Source organism: Pseudoalteromonas sp. BZB3, from assembly GCF_040104455.1.
Taxonomy (GTDB): Bacteria; Pseudomonadota; Gammaproteobacteria; order Enterobacterales; family Alteromonadaceae; genus Pseudoalteromonas.
In genome coordinates this window covers 20,325-38,360 of sequence record NZ_JBECOS010000019.1, presented here as the reverse complement: position 1 = coordinate 38,360, position 18,036 = coordinate 20,325, and the positions used below count along the sequence as shown (strand labels likewise).

Sequence of the window (18,036 nt, the reverse complement as noted above, 5' to 3'; positions counted from 1 at the left end):
AAACTACTTGGAATTGCAGCTAGGCGGCAAGTGAGTTAATCCCAATGAACATAGGTTTTCTATGTAAGTTGGGTTAACGAGCTTCGCCAACACCGCTGCAGCTTCAAGTAAACGAAGAAACTATTTTTGGGTTGCGGTTTTCATCGTCGCAACAAAGCTTTGTAACGAGTCTAGCATTGCGCTTGGCTCGTTCAGGTTTTGCTCGATAATTTTAACCACAGCAGAGCCTGAGATTGCACCTGCAGCACCCGAGTTCAGTGCCGCTTTTACATCGTCAGGCGTTGAAATACCAAAGCCTAACAGTGCAGGCGCTGCATGATATTCTTTTAATTTAGAAATCATAGAGTCAGCTGGCATTTGTGCTTTTGTTTCTGTGCCGGTTACTCCAGCACGTGAAAGCAAGTAGGTGTAACCGCGGCCGTAGCTTGCACAAGTTCGAACTGCATCATCATCAGCGTTTGGTGTTGCTATGAAGATAGGCTCAATGTCTGCAGCTTTTGCAGCGTTTCTAAACATTTTAGATTCATGAAGCGGTACATCAGCCACTAAAATTGAATCTACGCCAACTTCTTTTGCTTCACGATAAAAAGTATCGATACCACGCGCAAAAATAAGGTTTGAATACAGCAATAGACCAATCGGAATATCTTGATTGTATTCGCGAACTTGTTTAATGATATCAAAGCAGTCTTGGGTATTAATATTTTGCTCTAGGGCGCGAATGTTCGCAGCTTGAATCACTGGGCCGTCTGCAATTGGATCTGAAAATGGAATACCTAGCTCTAACGCGTCGGCACCACCGTCAATCAAGCTTTTAATGATCTCAAAACTCAGTTCTTTGTTTGGATCCCCAATTGTCACGAACGGGACAAACGCGCCTTGATTTTTTTCTGCAAGGGCAGCAAAAGATTGTGCATAACGGCTCATTATAGCGCTCCTTGTTCTGCTAGTACTTGGTGAACGTGTGCTAAGTCTTTATCACCTCGACCACTTAAGTTCACCACTAAAATTGTCTCTTCAGTTTGCTTTTCGGCATATTTTAATGCGTATGCAAGGGCATGACTTGACTCAAGCGCAGGAATAATACCTTCATGCTTAGCAAGCGCTTGGAAAGCATCAAGTGCTTCTTTATCAGAAATACCCACATATTGTGCGCGGCCTGTTTCATGCAAAAATGCATGCTGAGGGCCAACTGCAGGGTAATCAAGACCTGCAGAAACAGAGTATGATTCTTCGATTTGGCCGTCTGAGTTTTGCATAATGTAAGTATACGCACCGTGTAGAATACCTTTAGTACCTTTACACAAAGCAGCGCCGTGCTCTTCAGTATCAAGTCCTTTACCCGCAGGCTCAACACCAATGAGTTTCACATTTTCATCACCGATGAAGTCACTGAACATACCAATGGCGTTTGAACCACCACCAACACAGGCAATCACAGCGTCAGGTAAACGACCTTCAGTGTCTAACACTTGTTGTTTTGCTTCTTCACCGATCATTTTTTGGAATTCACGTACGATGGTCGGGAATGGGTGCGGGCCAGCAGCCGTACCTAAAAGGTAGTGGGCTGTTTTATAGTTTGCAGACCAGTCACGCATGGCTTCGTTTACAGCATCTTTTAACGTGCCAGAGCCTGCAGTTACAGGGATCACTTCGGCACCCATTAAACGCATTCTGAATACATTTGGCTGTTGACGCTCAACGTCTTTTGCACCCATGTAAACACGGCATTTCAAGCCAAGTAGGGCACAGGCAAGGGCTGTTGCCACACCATGTTGACCTGCACCTGTTTCGGCGATTACTTCTTTTTTACCCATGCGCTTAGTCAGCAATGCTTGGCCAAGTACTTGGTTGGTTTTGTGTGCACCACCGTGGAGTAAATCTTCACGCTTTAAATACAGTTTTACTTTTGGGTTTGTAACTAAATTACGTGTAAGCGTTAGTGGCGTTGGACGGCCCGCGTACTCGTTTAATAGTTTTGTAAACTCAGCCTGAAATTCAGGATCTTTTTGTGATTTATTAAATTCACCTTCAAGCTGCTTTAGTGCAGGGACGAGTAGTTCGGGTACAAACATGCCACCGAAATCGCCAAAATATGCTGCGTTATTCATTTCCACCTCAATAACCTCTTATGTTTTTAAAAGCATCTGCAATTTTTTGCGAACACTTTTTACCAGGGCTAAGTTCAACCCCTGAATTCAAATCTAGTCCTTGTGCGCCTGTATAAGCTGCATCAAGTACATTTTCTGCGTTTAAACCGCCAGCTAACATAAAGCTGTTTGCGGTCATTTCAGCCAGTAAAGACCAATCAAATACTTCACCTGTGCCACCAAATCCTGCAGAGGTTTTAGTATCGTACAAATGTTTATCTACTCCTGAGATTGGTTCAGGCAGCACATCAGTCACACCTTGTGCCTTCCATATTTGGCAAGTTAAAGGTAACTTTGCACGCAGCGCTTCAATATACGTTTTATCTTCATTGCCGTGTAACTGCACGGCTGCAAGTTTTAATGTTTGCGCAATTTCACTGACTTGTTCTAGGTCTTCGTTTACGAATACACCAACATATTTTAAAGGTGCGCTATCGATGACGGCTTTTGCGCAGTCAATGTCAACGTAGCGGGGCGATTTAGGGGCGAAGATCAAGCCGCCGTAAATAGCCCCTGCGTTAAAAGCCGCTTGGGCATCCTGAGAGCGTGTTAAACCACAAACTTTATTTTCACCCAGAATAAGACGACGGCAAGCAACTTCTAAGTCTTGCTCAGCCATAATAGAGCTGCCCACTAAGAAACCATTACAAAGTGGTGCTAGACGCTTTACATCTTGATGGGTGTAAATACCTGATTCAGAGATCACAACTTTGCCATCAGGGATTAGCTTTCTGAGCTTCTCGGTTGTCGCTAAATCTGTGCTTAAGTCACGTAAGTTGCGATTATTAATACCGATAATCTCAGCATTCAGATCAAGTGCGCGGTGTACTTCTTCTTCGTTACTGACCTCGGTTAAGATAGACATATTCAGTGACTTTGCCACATTGGCAAGGTGTACATATTGCGCATCATCAAGTACTGACAGCATAAGCAAAATAGCGTTACCACCATGTAATCGCGCCAGATAAACCTGATACTCGTCAATGAAGAAGTCTTTACAAATAAGCGGTTGGTCAACTTTTTTGCTGACATACGTCAGGTAATCAAAACTACCCTGAAAGTATTTTTCGTCGGTTAACACACTGATGCACGTTGCATATTTGCCATATACGCCAGTAATTTCATCAAGATTAAAATTATCTCTAATCAGGCCCTTAGAAGGAGATGCCTTCTTACACTCTAAAATAAACTTTGTGCCTGATGCTGTCAGTGCCGCTTGAAAATCTCTGTCGCTTGGCACAAGGTCGTTAATAAAAGAGTCTAGTGGCTTTTGTTGTTTTCTTAGAGCGACTTCTTGCTGCTTATCTGCAACGATTTTTTCTAATACGTTAGCCATTGCTTACCTCAACGATTTCTTTCAGTTTGTCTGCGGCTTGTCCAGACTTTAAAACTGCTAATACTTGCTGCGTGGCGGCTTTAAAATCAGCAGCCAAATTATGCATGACCAATAATGCAGCGACGTTTACTGCAATAGCGGCATTGTGTGCATCAGGTGCTGAGCCATTTAAAATCTCAATACTGGCTTTGGCATTGTATTCTGGCGTATCTCCGGCGATTTGGTCTAATGAATAATGTTCAACGCCAAAGTCGTCAACGGTTAAGGTGTACTCTTTAATGTCACCATCAACCAGTTCAGCTACATGGGTTGCGCCATGTAGGGCAATTTCATCTGTGCCTTCACCATGTACTATCATTGCTCGCTCAGTACCGAGTGTCTTTAATGTCTCGGCCATCGGACGGCATAAACTTTTATCATATACACCCAGTAACTGTACTTGTGGGGCTGCTGGGTTAGTCAGTGGACCTAAAATATTAAAAATTGTACGAGTTTTTAACGTGGTACGTACTGGCATCGCGTGTTTCACACCTAAGTGATAAAGCGGCGCGAATAAGAAGGTGAAGCCGGTTTCTTTTAAACATACACTGGCTTGCTCAGGTGTCATTTCGATATTAATGCCTAGTGTTCTAAGTAAATCCGCAGAGCCTGACTTGCTTGATACACTGCGATTGCCGTGTTTCACTAAATTGATACCACATGCCGCAGCCACAATTGCCGCTGTTGTGCTGACATTGATGGTATTTGAACCGTCGCCACCTGTGCCACAGCTATCAGCACAAACAATATTATGTGCGTTGAAAGCAGTAGCATGATCGCGCATGGCTTTTGCTGCCCCAGCAATCTCTTGTGCCGTTTCTTTTTTAATTTTTAATGCAATCAGTGCGGCGGTGAGTTCAATTTCAGACACTTCACCCTGCATTACTAAATCGAAGAAGCTATTTGCTTGCTCAAATGTTAAGTCTTGTTGTTCAAGTAATAGATTTAAACTGTCCATGTTGGCTCCTATTGTGTTAAGTGGTCGATACTTTGTTTTAATAACTGAGCACCGTCTGGGGTAAGAATAGACTCAGGGTGAAATTGATAGCCGATCACCTTATCTTCAGGATGATAAATAGCCATCGGAATAGTGTCGTATTTGGCAATCACTTTTAAGCTTTCAGGAACATGAGTCGCCATAAGAGAGTGGTAACGTGCAACCGGGAAGCGTTTGCCAATACCTGCAAATACAGGGTGGTCGTCTGCTTCAATAATTGAAGACTTACCATGAACTGTTTCACCTGCATGACCAACAGCTCCGCCATAGCTTTGTGTTAAAGCTTGTTGGCCTAAACAAATTCCCAGCATAGGGAATTGGCCTTTAGCGAGTTCAATTAGCTCTAATAAGCAGCCTGCTTGAGCTGGGTTACCCGGGCCTGGCGATAACACTAAAATTACCGGTGAAGTTTCTTGCTGCATCTTGGCGAAGATCTTTTCAGCGGAGATATTGTTACGGTAAACCACTAAATCTAGGCCTAGTAGCGTCAGTTCATCAACAAGGTTGTAGCTGAATGAATCAAAGTTATCTAAAAAATATACTTTTTTGTTACTAGACATTAGCAGGCTCCTTGATACGTAGATTGCACGGCTTTTATGACGGCTTGTGCTTTAGCCCGTGTTTCATCTGCTTCTGATTGTGGATCTGAGTCATATACAACACCGGCACCTGCTTGCACATATGCGGTACCATTTTTTACAAATGCAGAGCGGATAACGATACAAGAGTCCATTGCACCATCGCCCGTTAAGTATCCAACTGCACCACCATAGCTACCACGACGTTGCTTTTCAGTATGTCTGACTAACTCCGCAGCTTTTACTTTAGGTGCACCTACTAGTGTGCCCATGTTCATACAAGCTTGATAGGCATGCAGTGCGTCTAAATCTGGTTTTAATTGACCCACAACGCGTGATACTAAATGCATGACCTGTGAATAGCGGTCTACTTTTAGCAGCTCTTTTGCGTGGCGAGTGCCTGCAACGCTAATTCGCGCTACGTCATTTCGTGCTAAATCTACCAGCATTAGGTGCTCTGCACGCTCTTTTTGATCGTTGCGAAGCTCAAGTTCAATGCGGCTGTCTAGATCTGGATTAATACTGCCATCTGCAAACTTACCGCGAAGGCGTGTGCCTGCAATAGGGTAAACTTCAACTTGATTGCTGTTGACGCAATATTTCAATGCTGATTCAGGTGAGGCACCAAACAAAACAAAAGACTCATCTCGCATATAAAACATATATGGACTTGGATTTTGCTTTTTAAGTTGTTGATAAGCAGCTAGTGGCTGAGCACAAGGTAAAGAGAATGTACGAGAAGGCACAACTTGGAAAATATCACCATCGATAATGTTTTGCCTTAAAGTTTTGACTTGCTGACAGTAAGTCTCATCGTCAATGTTTACTGTTACTTCAGACTGGCCTTCATTTGGCGCTGCTAAATACGGCGTTAAATTATCACAACGCGTATTAAGCTCTTCTAACTGTTTACCAACTTCAAAACAGTTTGCATGAACTTCTGGTCCGTTGAAAACATTACCAATTAACTCAGTTGTTTGGGCTTGGTGATCGATTAACACTAGGGTTTCTGCTAAATAAAACACATAGTCGGGACAGTCATTATCACCGTCTGGGACGTTAGGGAGTGTTTCAAAGTTCGCCACCATGTCGTAAGCAAATACACCGCCCAAAAATAGTGCAAAAGGGGTATCTGAGTTACGTTTGATTTTATTTATACAAGTACGTAAGGCACTGAATGCATTATCTGCTTTAAGCTTACTGTATTCATCGAGCTCAGCTTCAAACGGTGCGTATTCAAGTGTTAATACATCGCCTTCTACAACCGCAGTACAGTTTTCAACTTGTTCGGCCAAGTAACTTAGCACTTGCTGTCCATTGTTAGACAGTGCTTTGGCAATCACGGTTTTGCCTCTGCACTCAATGCGCAGTGCTGCATCGACTAAAATAATGCTTTTAACATTATCTTTAGAGTCAATTTCTGCTGATTCTAGTAATAGTGAATTTGTTTTATCAAGTGCCGCATATAAAGACAGTGGGCTGCTGATGTAATCGCGCCGTTGTCTTATACTCGTCACTTCCCCTGGTGTTGTCGTAATATGACTAAAAATCAAAACCTCATTCCCCATAATAAAAAACCCCCGCCAGTGTTAACTTGCGGGGGTTGTGTAACAGATACAACAATGCCGTCCCGCTAGTTCAGGCGCCACCACCAAGAATGTGTGTTGATATTGTTGTTAATCATGTTTGTATTCCAAAAGATTTAGATATAAAAAAACCCGCATTTGTGTGCGGGTTTTGAATTCGTATAGATACGACAAAGCGCCCGCAATGTTACGAGTGCCACCACCAGATTTTGTTTTTAGTTAATGTTTTCATATCAGGTATATGTCGAATCAATTTATGCACACAGTAAACCTTATCGGAACGGGTGAGTCAAGCTAAAAAGTTGCAAAAACATTAAAAATATAAAGTATACAAAAATTCAATGAGGCGTATTAGTGATATAATCCGACCCGTTGACACGAACACGAATAATAATGAAGAGAAATAAACTTGATAAAATATGATTTACACAGTCATAGCACCTTTTCTGATGGTCGTTTAAGCGTAGACGCATTACTTGAGCGAGCAACAGAAAAGGGCGTTGATGTTTTAGCCCTCACCGATCACGATACCGTTGCGGGTGTTGAACCTGCAAAGCAATTTATAGCTGACCAAGATTTAAATTTAGAGCTAGTGGCAGGGGTTGAGATTTCGACAAAATGGGAGAGTTTTGAAATCCATATTGTCGGCCTATCTATAGATATTGAAAATACTCATCTTCTTAATTTACTGACTGAGCAACAAGGCAAACGTGAAGCACGAGCACAAGAGATTGGTCGACGCCTAGCGAAAAAAGGCTATGAAGACATTTATGAGCAGGCCAAAACATTGGCTAAGGATGCTGAAATCACCCGAGCACACTTTGCACAAGCGTTAGTCGAACGCGGTGTAGCTAAGAACATTCAAGGTGTGTTTAAAAAGTTCTTAGCCAGGGGCAAAACGGGTTATGTACCAAGCAACTGGTGTGATATGGCGACTGCCATTGCAGCAATTCAGGCAGCTGGTGGCGTTTCAGTGTTAGCGCATCCTGGTCGGTATCAAATGTCTAATAAGTGGCTTCGTAAATTGCTGAGCGAATTTAAACTCGCTGGTGGGCAGGCGATGGAAGTCGCTTTACCGCAACAAGCACCGAGCGAAAGACAGTTTTTAGGACAATTAAGCCAAGAATTTGATCTACTCGCGAGTCAGGGGTCAGATTTTCATTATCCTATGCCTTGGTCAGATCTCGGAAAAAACCTATACTTACCAAAAGATTGCCAAGCTGTTTGGCAGTTTTGGCAAGACGCACAGGAGTGTAACTAATGAGCCAATTTTTTCATATTCACCCAGAAAACCCGCAGACACGCTTAATTAAACAAGCGGTCGAAATTATTCATAAGGGTGGGGTGATAGTCTACCCGACCGATTCAGGCTATGCACTTGGTTGCAGTATTGGTAACAAGCAAGCGAAAGAGCGAATTGAGCGTATTCGTGGCATTGAAAAACACCATAACTTTACACTTGTCTGCCGAGACTTATCAGAGCTAGCAACGTATGCCCGTGTCGATAATCAAATTTTTCGTTTAATAAAAAACAATACACCAGGGCCTTACACTTTTATTTTTAAAGGAACCAAAGAAGTACCTAAGCGTCTATTAAACGAGAAGAAAAAAACCATTGGTATGCGTGTAACGGATAACCCAATTGCTTCAGCTTTACTCGAAGAGCTCAATGAGCCACTGATGTCATGTTCCTTGATTTTACCTGGTGAGCAATTTACCGAATCAGACCCTGATGACATTCGTATGAGCCTAGAAAAACAGGTGGATCTAATTATTCATGGTGGCTATTTGATCGAACAAGCGACTACAGTAATTGACTTCTCTGACGATGATATTGTAATCCTTCGCGAAGGATGCGGTGATGTTACGCCGTTTCAGTAGCCATCGAAGTAGTCATTAAATGAGTAATTCTGTGCCACTGGCCTTTCTTCATGGTGAAGCCGTTTTAGAAAAGCCAGAAGACTTATACATACCACCCGACGCCCTTAAAGTGATATTAGAAAGCTTCGAGGGCCCGCTCGATCTGCTTTTATATCTTATTAAGCGCCATAAACTCGATATTCTGCAACTGCCGATCCATAGCATAACTAAACAATATGTGAGCTATGTTGAGCTGATGAAAGACTTACAGCTTGAATTAGCAGGGGAATACTTAGTAATGGCAGCGTTATTGGCACAAATTAAATCGCGCATGCTGTTGCCGACCCATGAAGAGATTGAAGATGAAGCCGATCCGCGTGCTGAATTAGTCAAGCGTTTGCAAGAATATGAACAGTTCAAAACCGCGGCGGAAACATTAAAAGAGCAGCCTCATGTCGGAAAAGACTTCTTCATAGCTAATGCAGAGTATGTTGACAATGCACCTGATGAAGAAAAACTACCTGATTTAAGTTTAAAAGACTTAGTACTTGCATTTGGTAATGTGATGGCTCGGGTAAAAACGCTCGCTCACCATCAAATATCAAGTGAAGTTTTGTCTACTCGTGAGCGTATGTCGAGAATTCTAAGGCACCTTTCAGAAAATAATGGTCCGTGTGCCTTCGTTAATTTGTTTGATTTTAATGAAGGGCGCCAAGGTGTGGTGGTTACATTTATCGCAATGCTTGAACTGATCAAAGAGCAATTAGTCACTTTTACCCAAATTACCCCGCAATCAGAGATTTATTTATCTTTAAAACTACAAGAGTAACCGAACCTCTGTCATAATATTGCCTTGTGTTTGCAATTGTAGATTAATATGGCTTTTAAGCGTCTTAGTGATGAACAACTCGTTGAGCTAGTCGAAGCAGCGATTTTTGTTTCTGAGAAGCCATTAAGTAAGCGTCGCCTACAAGAAACCGTTCTGCAAGATTTCAATATTTCTGCTAAAAGATTAACCCAAGCCATAGACTCACTGGTTGAGCACTATTCAACAAGAGGTGTTCAGTTGGTTGAAGTGGCGTCTGGTTATCGCTTTCAAGCGGGACCTTCTTTGTCTGAGCCATTAAGTAAACTATGGCCTGAAAAAGCGGTGAAATACTCACGAGCGACCATAGAAACCCTTGCCCTGATAGCCTATCGTCAACCTATTACCCGAGGTGAGATAGAGCAGGTGAGAGGGGTTGCTGTAAGCAGCAATATCATGAAAAGTTTATTAGAGCGTGAATGGATATCGGTTGTTGGGCAAAAAGACGTGCCTGGTAAACCTGCGCTATATGCAACCACCAAACAATTTTTAGATTATTTTTCTTTATCTGGTTTAGAACAGCTGCCTAATTTACCTGAGCAACAAGATGTAAAACTAGAACAGATATTGAGTGATCCTTCTGTGAGAGAACCATCCTAATGAGTGAAAAGTTACAAAAAGTATTGGCCCGTGCTGGTGTGGGTTCACGCCGTGAAATGGAAAAATACATTGACTCTAATCGTGTCAGCGTTAACGGTAAAGTGGCACGTTTAGGTGATCGTGTTGAAGAAAATGCGGTTATCCGTGTTGACGGTCATGTTGTTAAAATTGAGCAGCAAGAAGAGCGTGTTTGTCGTGTTTTAATGTATCACAAGCCTGAAGGCGAGTTGTGTACGCGTAAAGATCCTGAAGGTCGCCGTACGGTTTTCGATAGACTACCTCGTTTAGAAGGTGATCGTTGGATTGCGATTGGCCGTTTAGATATCAATACTTCAGGTTTATTGTTATTTACCAATGACGGTGAGTTAGCAAATCGCTTAATGCACCCTAAATATGAAGTAGAGCGTGAGTATTCTGCACGTGTATTTGGTGAGGTAACAAATCAAACATTGAGTACTTTAACCAAAGGGGTTGAGTTAGAGGATGGCCCAGCTAAATTCTTAAAAATTAAGCCTATGGGCGGTGAGGGCATTAACAAGTGGTTCAATGTTACGCTAACTGAAGGTCGTAATCGTGAAGTACGTCGTTTATGGCAATCTCAAGAAGTAGAAGTATCTCGCCTAATTCGTATCCGTTACGGTAAATTAGAGCTTAACAAACGCCTTCCTCAAGGTGGCTGGGAAGAGCTTAAGTTAGAAGACGTAAACTACTTACGTAAATCTGTGAAAATGCGCCCTGAAACGCAAACTAAGCTTTCTGTGATGCCAGAAAAGCGTAAAGACAAACGCGCTAAGATTAATCAGATCAGAAAGGCTGTGAAAAAGCATAATCAACGCGCGCAGAAGTCAAAGAGAAAGTAACTTTATAAAAGTATCGATATAAATCAATAAATATTAAAAAAGGCACTCGATTGAGTGCCTTTTTTAATGGTGTCAGAACGATAAGTTACTGTGCGTTGATTGACTCACCGTTAACGTCTTTAGAATCATCTGCCATCAGGTATAAATACGTCGGCATGAGTTCTTCTGCAGTTTTAAGCTTTTCTTTGTCTTCACCAGGGAAAGCAGAGGCACGCATGCTAGTTCGTGTGGCACCAGGGTTAATACAGTTGATACGAATGTTTGTCTTACCCACTTCTTTAGACCAAGTTTGCATCATACCTTCAGTTGCAAATTTTGAGATTGCATAAGGGCCCCAAAATTCACGACCTTCACGGCCTACACCTGATGAAGTGAAAATCACAGATGCACAAGGTGATTTACGAAGTAGTGGGAACATATATTTTGTGATCATTGCTTGTGCAGTGACATTTACTTTCATGATATTTTCAAACGTAGATACACAGAAGTGTTCTAGTGGACCAAGCGAGCCTAAAATTGACGCATTGTTAAGTAGGCCGTCTAATTTACCAAACTGCTGCTCTATGGTTGCTGCAAGGTCACGGTAGTTTTGTTTTGTTGCACCGCGCATATCCATAGGAACGATAGCCGGTTGTGGATAGCCTGCATTCACGATTTCATCGTATACGCATTCAAGCTTTTTAGTTGTTTTACCAAGTAGGATTACAGTTGCACCGTGTTTCGCATATGTTAATGCCGCAACACGGCCAATTCCATCGCCAGCACCTGTGATTAAAATGGTTTTATTTTCTAGTGCGTTGTCTGCTGCTTGATAATTATGCATTGTAGATCTCTATTTGAACGTTTTGCGCATTTTATCACAGCATTAGGGTAAGTTATCTAAATTATTGTAAATTTGGGTGGCGAAACTTTACATATTGGGTTAAGTTTAACTGGTCTAATGTCTCATTAAAAACAGAATTACATTATATTAACGCGTTAATTGCATAAGAATAATAAAATTTGTCGGAGCCCATTCAATGAAAAAAATGCTTCTCTCACTCGCAATTTCTACGGCTTTGGTCGGCTGTGGCGGCGGTGAAACACTACAAGATGTAAAACAAGAAACGACCCCTGTACTGCCTTCAGCTTCAGTGAAATTCGATCCATCAAATGGTGTGATATCAATTCCGAATGATTTACTTTTAAGCGGTACCAAAGATGGTACTTTAAACTTACCAGGTGAATTTGACGATCAAGGCCAACCTTTACCAGCAGCAGCTTACGCTAATCCAACTCTAGCAATGGGCGGTTTGGACGGTTGGTCTACTAATATGCCTTACGTCATCGATTTAGATGTGCCAAGCGAAGTTAGCATTAATGCTGAGTCTGTTGCCACACCTGATGCTGTTCGCATTTTTGAAGTTGTCATGGGTGCGAGTATTACAGATCCTGATTGCGCAAGTGACAAAGTCCCTGCGGGTATTGCTTGTAAATATGTCGGTGAATTGACGTTCGGTGTTGATTACATCGCCAAGCTGACAGATTCTGGCAAAGGCATCATGGTCGTGCCGCTTAAACCACTTAAGTCTGGTGCATCGTATATTACTGCACTAACAAAAAGTATTGTAATGGCTGATGGCCGTCCACTTGAGCCATCATCTTCATATAGTTTAGTGAAAGCGGAAGCGCCTTTAGTTACCGACTCACAAAGAAGCCTTCAGGCTGTTGTACAACAATATGAAAATGTTATCTCTGGCCAGGTGGCAAAAGAAGATGTAATTTATACCGCAGCAATGACGATTCAGTCAGTGGGGGCGGTAATGAATAACATTAAGCTAGGTTTGGCGCAAAGCCTACAAACACAAACTAACCCTAGAATCTCAGTTCCTGAGCAACCGATGATCACTGTATCAGATGCGCTAGCAACAGTTATCCCAGATGCTGAAACTCGTGCACCTTTCCAAGCTGTTCAATACATGCAAGGTAGCATTATGTTGCCTATGTACTCAAAGAAACCTGAAGGTACAGCTATTGAAGATTTAGCAGGTACATACTGGAAAGCTCGTTGTGATAGTGCCGCAACACTTGCCGGTGCAGTTGCTGCTGGTGTTGATTTATCTGGTTTAACACCAGGTGAAAATGACACGTACTGTAACGCAGCGTCTGGTGGTGTACTTCGAGACTTTGGCTTAGATCAAAGCCGCTTCTTAACTAAATTTAATAGCATTCCTTCAATTGAGTGGATTGCAAACGTACCTGTACAAATTACTAAGCCACGTGCAGAATTGCTTGGTATTGAAATGCCAGCAACAGGTTGGCCAGTAGTGATTTTACAACACGGCATTACTGCTAACAAAGAAAGCCTATTAGGTTTAACACTTGCATTGAGTAACGCCGGTTTTGCAACGGTCGCTATTGATCACCCAATGCACGGTGCTCGCGGTCTTGATATCGATTTAGACGGCAAAGATGACTTCAATGCAACAAGTGGTCAGGGTTCAGTACTTTCATACATGAATTTGACGTCACTACTCGTCGCACGTGATAACCTAAGACAGTCTTCAGCTGACCTACTTGCACTTAGACTTGGCTTGAATTTTATTGACCCAACACTTGGTATTAACCCTACAGATGTTAGCTTCTTTGGCCATTCTCTAGGTTCAATTGTTGCACCTAACTTTATCGCGCATACAAATAAGCCTATCGGTAATGAAACGGTTGATAACTTATTTAAAGTGAATACAGTTGGTCTAGCAAGTGGTGGTGCAGGTATTGCTAACTTCTTAACTGAGTCAGGTTCATTTGGCTCATTTGTGAAAGGCTCTGTGTTATCTGCAGCGGGTAATTTGTCTTCTAAAGCTTTCTTAGAATTTGTTGCAAGTGAAGCAACAGCAGCTTGCCCTGCAGAGACTAAGATCCCTTGTTCTTATGCACTATACGAAAAGCAACTTGTTGAAGCTGGAAATACAGCGGCACTTGCTGGCATTGAATCGGTGATCAGCCAGTTTGTGACCGTTGCTCAAACAGCTTTAGACAGTGCAGATCCAGTGAACTACGCAGCAGCAGTGCAAGCACTTGGTACACCAACCTACTTAAGTGTAGTGACAGGTGGGGTTGATGGTAACCAACCAGATGCAGTTATTCCGCCAACAACGGCACTGCCTTTATCTGGTACTATGCCTATGGCTCAGTTATTCGGTATGACACCAGTGACTGAAACACAAATGGGTGAGCCTAAGAATTATGTTGTTAAGTTCTCTCAAGGTCATCACTCATCAATTGCAACGACTTCATTTAATGAAGCCGTAGGTGGTACAGCGCAAGGTCAAGCTATGACTACGCTTGAAATGCAAACTCAACTTGCAACCTTCTTGGCATCAAAAGGTATGAAGTTACCAGTTGAAAACACTGCAGTGATTGCTAATTAAGTTTAATTACGAGAAGATGAAAAGCCGCGTTAAGCGGCTTTTTTTATTTATAAAAATCATTTTAATCGTAAGAACACCGAGGAGACTAGATTGACGTTCTTATTTGAGTACGGTTTATTTTTAGCCAAAGCTGTCACTGTCGTGTTATCGATTGGGATCATCATCATTTTGGCTGTGAGCGCAAGTCAAAAGCCTAAGGCAAACGCAGGTGAAGTCGAGCTTCAAGACTTATCTAAAAATCTAAAGCGAAATAAGCAAGACTTTATCGAGCAGACTCTAGATAAAAAAGAGCTTAAGACTTACAAAAAAGCGCAAAAGAAAGAGCAAGAAGATAAGCTTGCTGCAAAGGCATTTGTGATTAATTTCGATGGTAGTTCAGATGCCCATGAAGTGAATAATTTACGTGAAGAAATAACCGCTGTGTTACAAATTGCTGATAAAGAGAAGGATTCAGTGATTGTAAATATCAATAGTGGCGGCGGTGTGGTTCATGGCTACGGATTAGGTGCTTCACAGTTAAAGCGTCTTACTAGCGCAGAACTCCCTTTAACAGTATGTGTTGATAAAATTGCTGCAAGTGGCGGCTATATGATGGCCTGTGTGGCAAATAAAATTGTCGCGGCTCCATTTTCAATTATTGGCTCCATTGGCGTCATTGCGCAAATTCCTAACTTTAATAAGCTTCTTAAAAAGAATGACATTGATTTTGAAATGATCACTTCTGGCGAATTTAAACGCACGTTGACACTATTTGGTGAGAATACCGATAAGGGGCGTGATAAATTTCAACAAGAAGTTGAATCAACACATTGCTTGTTTAAAGAGTTTGTGCAAACTCATAGACAAGATATAGAACTTGAACAAGTGGCAACAGGTGAGTACTGGTTTGCAACTGATGCACTGAAATTGGGTTTAGTCGATGAGCTAAACACCAGTGATGATCATATTTTATCGTTATTAGAGAGTCATCAAATTTACACGGTCAAATATACCAGCAAAAAATCGCTGCCAGAAAAGCTAGGACTTGGCGTGAGTCATGTAGTGGCTAGTGCGACAAATATGCTTTGGACTAAATTACAAGACGCTAAATGGTAGATATAGCACGCACTACTGATTGGCGAAATTTAATTTAGTTCTTTTGAAATGCCTTTGGAGAAACACCAAAGGCATTTTTGAATGTACGGCTAAATTGACTGGTATGATTGAAGCCTAAATCAAACCCTATTTGGGTAATACTTTTACCTTTTTTAAGCAGCTCTTTGGCTTTTGACAGTCGCCGTGTTTGCAGCCACTGTTGCGGGGTCATGTTTAAGCATGACTTAAAGTAATTAAAAAATTTACTGCGACTCATACAGGCAATTTTACACAAAGTATCGATATCTAGAGGCTCGCTCAAATGATGCTCTATGTATTGAACGACTTCTGTAATTGGGTCTTGATGATTATGCAAGCTTGCGCACTTTAAAATAAGTTCGCGAGTTTGCTGAGTGAGCAATCGTGTCACCAATTCATTCAGTGCTAAATCAATCAAAAATCCGCGTTGATCTCCATTTTCAGTAAATAAATGCACCATACGGTCGAGTAATGCCTGAGTTTGCCAATTGTGCTCGACATGGACGAGTTCATTTTGATAAGCCACTTCGATACTAGTTTGATTTTGTATATTAAGCTTTTGAGCAATATCAGCCAGTTTATCAGGGTTAATTTCAATGGCTAAGCAGGTTGTGGGTGTTGTCCCTGATGCGTCAGGAAAGTCAATATGGACGGTTTGGTTTGGTGCAAGTACAAAGCTTTCATTAGGCAAAAAATCATGGTGGTAATCACATGTTTCTACATGCATCATCTTTTTGCCTTGTAGCATACCGCAAAACAATACATTGCTTGATGACAAGGGCACATTAAATGCGCTTTCATAAGTGTCATAAATACTCAATTGCGCGTGATCTGAATCAAAGCTGAGCTTATTCTCTACCAATTTATCAATGTTTTGGTGCCTAGCTTGCAAATCAAAGCGCATATCTGTTCCTTATGAATATCAAGACTGAGAGTTAAGCAAAAAATACCTAGAGTTAATTTTTTAAGCCTCCTTTCGCTTAAAGTCAATTCAATCGGCTCAAAAATAAACACATAACTGAAGTATGAGCCGGGCAACAAGTTGATAGAAGAGGACACTATGATTTATTCAAACCCGAATACCCAAGGCGCCGTCGTTAATTTTAAAGACAAGTATGACAATTACATCGGTGGTGAGTGGGTTGCTCCCTTAGGTGGTGAATATTTTGAAAACAAAAGCCCTGTGAATGGAAAGGTGTTTTGCCAAGTGGCACGCTCTAAAGCAGCAGATATCGAGTTGGCACTCGACAAAGCACATGAAGCAAAAGAGGCGTGGGGCACAACCAGTGTCACTGAGCGCAGTAATATTTTACTGAAAATTGCTCAAGTTATTGAAGATAACAAAGAGTATTTGGCCGTTGCTGAAACTTGGGATAACGGTAAAGCCGTACGCGAAACCCTCGCCGCTGATATTCCACTAGCAGCAGATCATTTTAGATATTTTGCTGGCTGTATTCGAGCGCAAGAGGGCAGTATTGGCGAGATTGACGAGCACACCGTGGCCTACCATTTTCATGAGCCGCTAGGTGTAGTTGGGCAAATTATACCCTGGAACTTCCCGCTATTAATGGCCGCTTGGAAATTAGCTCCAGCTCTGGCTGCGGGTAACTGTATTGTACTAAAACCAGCAGAGCAAACGCCTACCTCGATCATGTTATTAGTTGAACTGATCGGTGATTTATTACCTGCGGGTGCTTTAAACGTGGTGAATGGTTTTGGTAAAGAAGCAGGTGAAGCGCTCGCGACGAGCAAACGTATTGCTAAAATTGCATTCACGGGTTCAACCCCTGTTGGTTCGCACATCTTGAAATGCGCTGCCGATAATATCATTCCATCGACCGTTGAGCTTGGTGGTAAATCACCAAATATCTTCTTCAATGACGTGCTCGACAAAGAGGATGATTATTTAAGTAAGTGTATTGAAGGTGCGGTATTAGCTTATTTCAACCAAGGTGAAGTATGTACTTGTCCTTCGCGCTTATTTGTCCAAGAAGACATTTATGACGAGTTTATTGAGCGTGTTAAGGCACGAACAGCGCAAATTAAGCGAGGCAACCCATTAGATACAGAAACCATGGTTGGCGCGCAAGCCTCTCAGCAACAGTTTGATAAAATCTTAAGTTATATCGAAATTGGTAAACAAGAAGGTGCGGAAGTACTGTTTGGTGGTGAAGTTGAGCAATTATCTGAAGAGTTTGATTCGGGTTATTACATTCAACCAACCTTGCTTAAGGGCAATAATTCAATGCGAGTATTCCAAGAAGAGATTTTTGGTCCAGTTATTTCACTGTGTACGTTTAAAGATGAAGCTGAAGCATTAGAGCTGGCGAATAGCTCTGAATTTGGCTTAGGTGCGGGTGTTTGGACTCGGAACATGAATCGCGCCTATCATTTTGGTCGCAAGATTGAAGCCGGACGTGTATGGACAAACTGCTACCATATGTATCCAGCGCATGCGGCATTTGGTGGTTATAAAAAGTCAGGTGTGGGTAGAGAGACGCATAAAAAAGCGTTAGACCATTATCAGCAAACTAAAAACCTATTAGTTAGCTATAGCGAAAGTCCGCTCGGCTTTTTCTAAAGGGCTAGTTATCTAATTGGTTATTTAGATATCACAATGCAAAGGGATAAGTAGCGCAATG

Annotated in this window: 16 protein-coding genes; 8 read left to right on the top strand and 8 right to left on the bottom strand. The window is 42.0% G+C overall.

The window, feature by feature from the left end:
• Positions 1-120: 120 nt before the first annotated feature.
• Genes trpA through ABMY35_RS19830 form a run of 6 tightly spaced genes read right to left on the bottom strand, consistent with a single transcriptional unit; the run spans position 121 to position 6,653 of the window.
• Positions 121-927: a tryptophan synthase subunit alpha gene (gene trpA / locus ABMY35_RS19855; protein ID WP_349287808.1), complete on the bottom strand. Its 807-nt coding sequence runs from the start codon at positions 925-927 to the stop codon at positions 121-123.
• Positions 927-2,111 (bottom strand): tryptophan synthase subunit beta, encoded by a 1,185-nt coding sequence (gene trpB, locus ABMY35_RS19850; RefSeq protein ID WP_349287807.1) that lies wholly within the window; start codon positions 2,109-2,111, stop codon positions 927-929. Before trpB ends, trpA begins: the two co-directional genes overlap by 1 nt.
• A 7-nt stretch (positions 2,112-2,118) precedes the next feature.
• On the bottom strand, positions 2,119-3,486 hold the full coding sequence (gene trpCF, locus ABMY35_RS19845) for a bifunctional indole-3-glycerol-phosphate synthase TrpC/phosphoribosylanthranilate isomerase TrpF (RefSeq protein WP_349287806.1): 1,368 nt from the start codon (positions 3,484-3,486) through the stop codon (positions 2,119-2,121).
• Positions 3,479-4,483, bottom strand: a complete 1,005-nt coding sequence (trpD, locus tag ABMY35_RS19840; RefSeq protein ID WP_349287805.1) for an anthranilate phosphoribosyltransferase — start codon at positions 4,481-4,483, stop codon at positions 3,479-3,481. The genes trpCF and trpD overlap by 8 nt, the downstream gene beginning before the upstream one ends.
• Positions 4,484-4,491: 8 nt before the next feature.
• Entirely contained in the window at positions 4,492-5,082 is a 591-nt protein-coding gene (locus ABMY35_RS19835; protein WP_349287804.1) for an aminodeoxychorismate/anthranilate synthase component II, read from the bottom strand.
• Complete coding sequence (locus ABMY35_RS19830) at positions 5,082-6,653, bottom strand: anthranilate synthase component 1 (protein WP_349287855.1); 1,572 nt, start codon at positions 6,651-6,653, stop codon at positions 5,082-5,084. Before ABMY35_RS19830 ends, ABMY35_RS19835 begins: the two co-directional genes overlap by 1 nt.
• Positions 6,654-7,095: 442 nt before the next feature.
• Here ABMY35_RS19830 and ABMY35_RS19825 point away from each other — a divergent pair, with 442 nt between their 5' ends.
• The 5 genes from ABMY35_RS19825 to rluB are packed head-to-tail and all read left to right on the top strand — an operon-like array spanning position 7,096 to position 10,871.
• Positions 7,096-7,947 (top strand): PHP domain-containing protein, encoded by an 852-nt coding sequence (locus ABMY35_RS19825; protein WP_349287803.1) that lies wholly within the window; start codon positions 7,096-7,098, stop codon positions 7,945-7,947.
• The gene (locus ABMY35_RS19820; protein ID WP_349287802.1) at positions 7,947-8,567 is read left to right on the top strand and encodes an L-threonylcarbamoyladenylate synthase; all 621 of its coding nucleotides are present in this window, start codon (positions 7,947-7,949) and stop codon (positions 8,565-8,567) included. The genes ABMY35_RS19825 and ABMY35_RS19820 overlap by 1 nt, the downstream gene beginning before the upstream one ends.
• Positions 8,568-8,586: 19 nt before the next feature.
• Positions 8,587-9,375 carry a segregation/condensation protein A gene (locus ABMY35_RS19815; protein ID WP_349287801.1) on the top strand — a complete coding sequence of 263 codons (789 nt, stop codon included), beginning with the start codon at positions 8,587-8,589 and terminating at the stop codon, positions 9,373-9,375.
• Positions 9,376-9,423: 48 nt separating this feature from the next.
• Positions 9,424-10,011 carry an SMC-Scp complex subunit ScpB gene (gene scpB, locus ABMY35_RS19810; protein ID WP_349287800.1) on the top strand — a complete coding sequence of 196 codons (588 nt, stop codon included), beginning with the start codon at positions 9,424-9,426 and terminating at the stop codon, positions 10,009-10,011.
• Complete coding sequence (gene rluB, locus ABMY35_RS19805; RefSeq protein WP_349287799.1) at positions 10,011-10,871, top strand: 23S rRNA pseudouridine(2605) synthase RluB; 861 nt, start codon at positions 10,011-10,013, stop codon at positions 10,869-10,871. The genes scpB and rluB overlap by 1 nt, the downstream gene beginning before the upstream one ends.
• Positions 10,872-10,956: 85 nt before the next feature.
• Here rluB and ABMY35_RS19800 read toward each other — a convergent pair whose 3' ends face one another.
• Positions 10,957-11,694, bottom strand: a complete 738-nt coding sequence (locus ABMY35_RS19800) for a YciK family oxidoreductase (RefSeq protein ID WP_058030016.1) — start codon at positions 11,692-11,694, stop codon at positions 10,957-10,959.
• Positions 11,695-11,890: 196 nt separating this feature from the next.
• Here ABMY35_RS19800 and ABMY35_RS19795 point away from each other — a divergent pair, with 196 nt between their 5' ends.
• Positions 11,891-14,281: a VolA/Pla-1 family phospholipase gene (locus tag ABMY35_RS19795; RefSeq protein ID WP_349287798.1), complete on the top strand. Its 2,391-nt coding sequence runs from the start codon at positions 11,891-11,893 to the stop codon at positions 14,279-14,281.
• Positions 14,282-14,371: 90 nt separating this feature from the next.
• On the top strand, positions 14,372-15,376 hold the full coding sequence (gene sohB / locus ABMY35_RS19790) for a protease SohB (RefSeq protein WP_349287797.1): 1,005 nt from the start codon (positions 14,372-14,374) through the stop codon (positions 15,374-15,376).
• Between the two features lie 34 nt (positions 15,377-15,410).
• Here the strand turns inward: sohB and ABMY35_RS19785 are convergent, their stop codons facing one another.
• On the bottom strand, positions 15,411-16,298 hold the full coding sequence (locus tag ABMY35_RS19785; RefSeq protein ID WP_349287796.1) for an AraC family transcriptional regulator: 888 nt from the start codon (positions 16,296-16,298) through the stop codon (positions 15,411-15,413).
• Between the two features lie 156 nt (positions 16,299-16,454).
• Here ABMY35_RS19785 and ABMY35_RS19780 point away from each other — a divergent pair, with 156 nt between their 5' ends.
• Positions 16,455-17,975: an aldehyde dehydrogenase family protein gene (locus ABMY35_RS19780; protein ID WP_349287795.1), complete on the top strand. Its 1,521-nt coding sequence runs from the start codon at positions 16,455-16,457 to the stop codon at positions 17,973-17,975.
• Positions 17,976-18,036 lie beyond the last annotated feature (61 nt).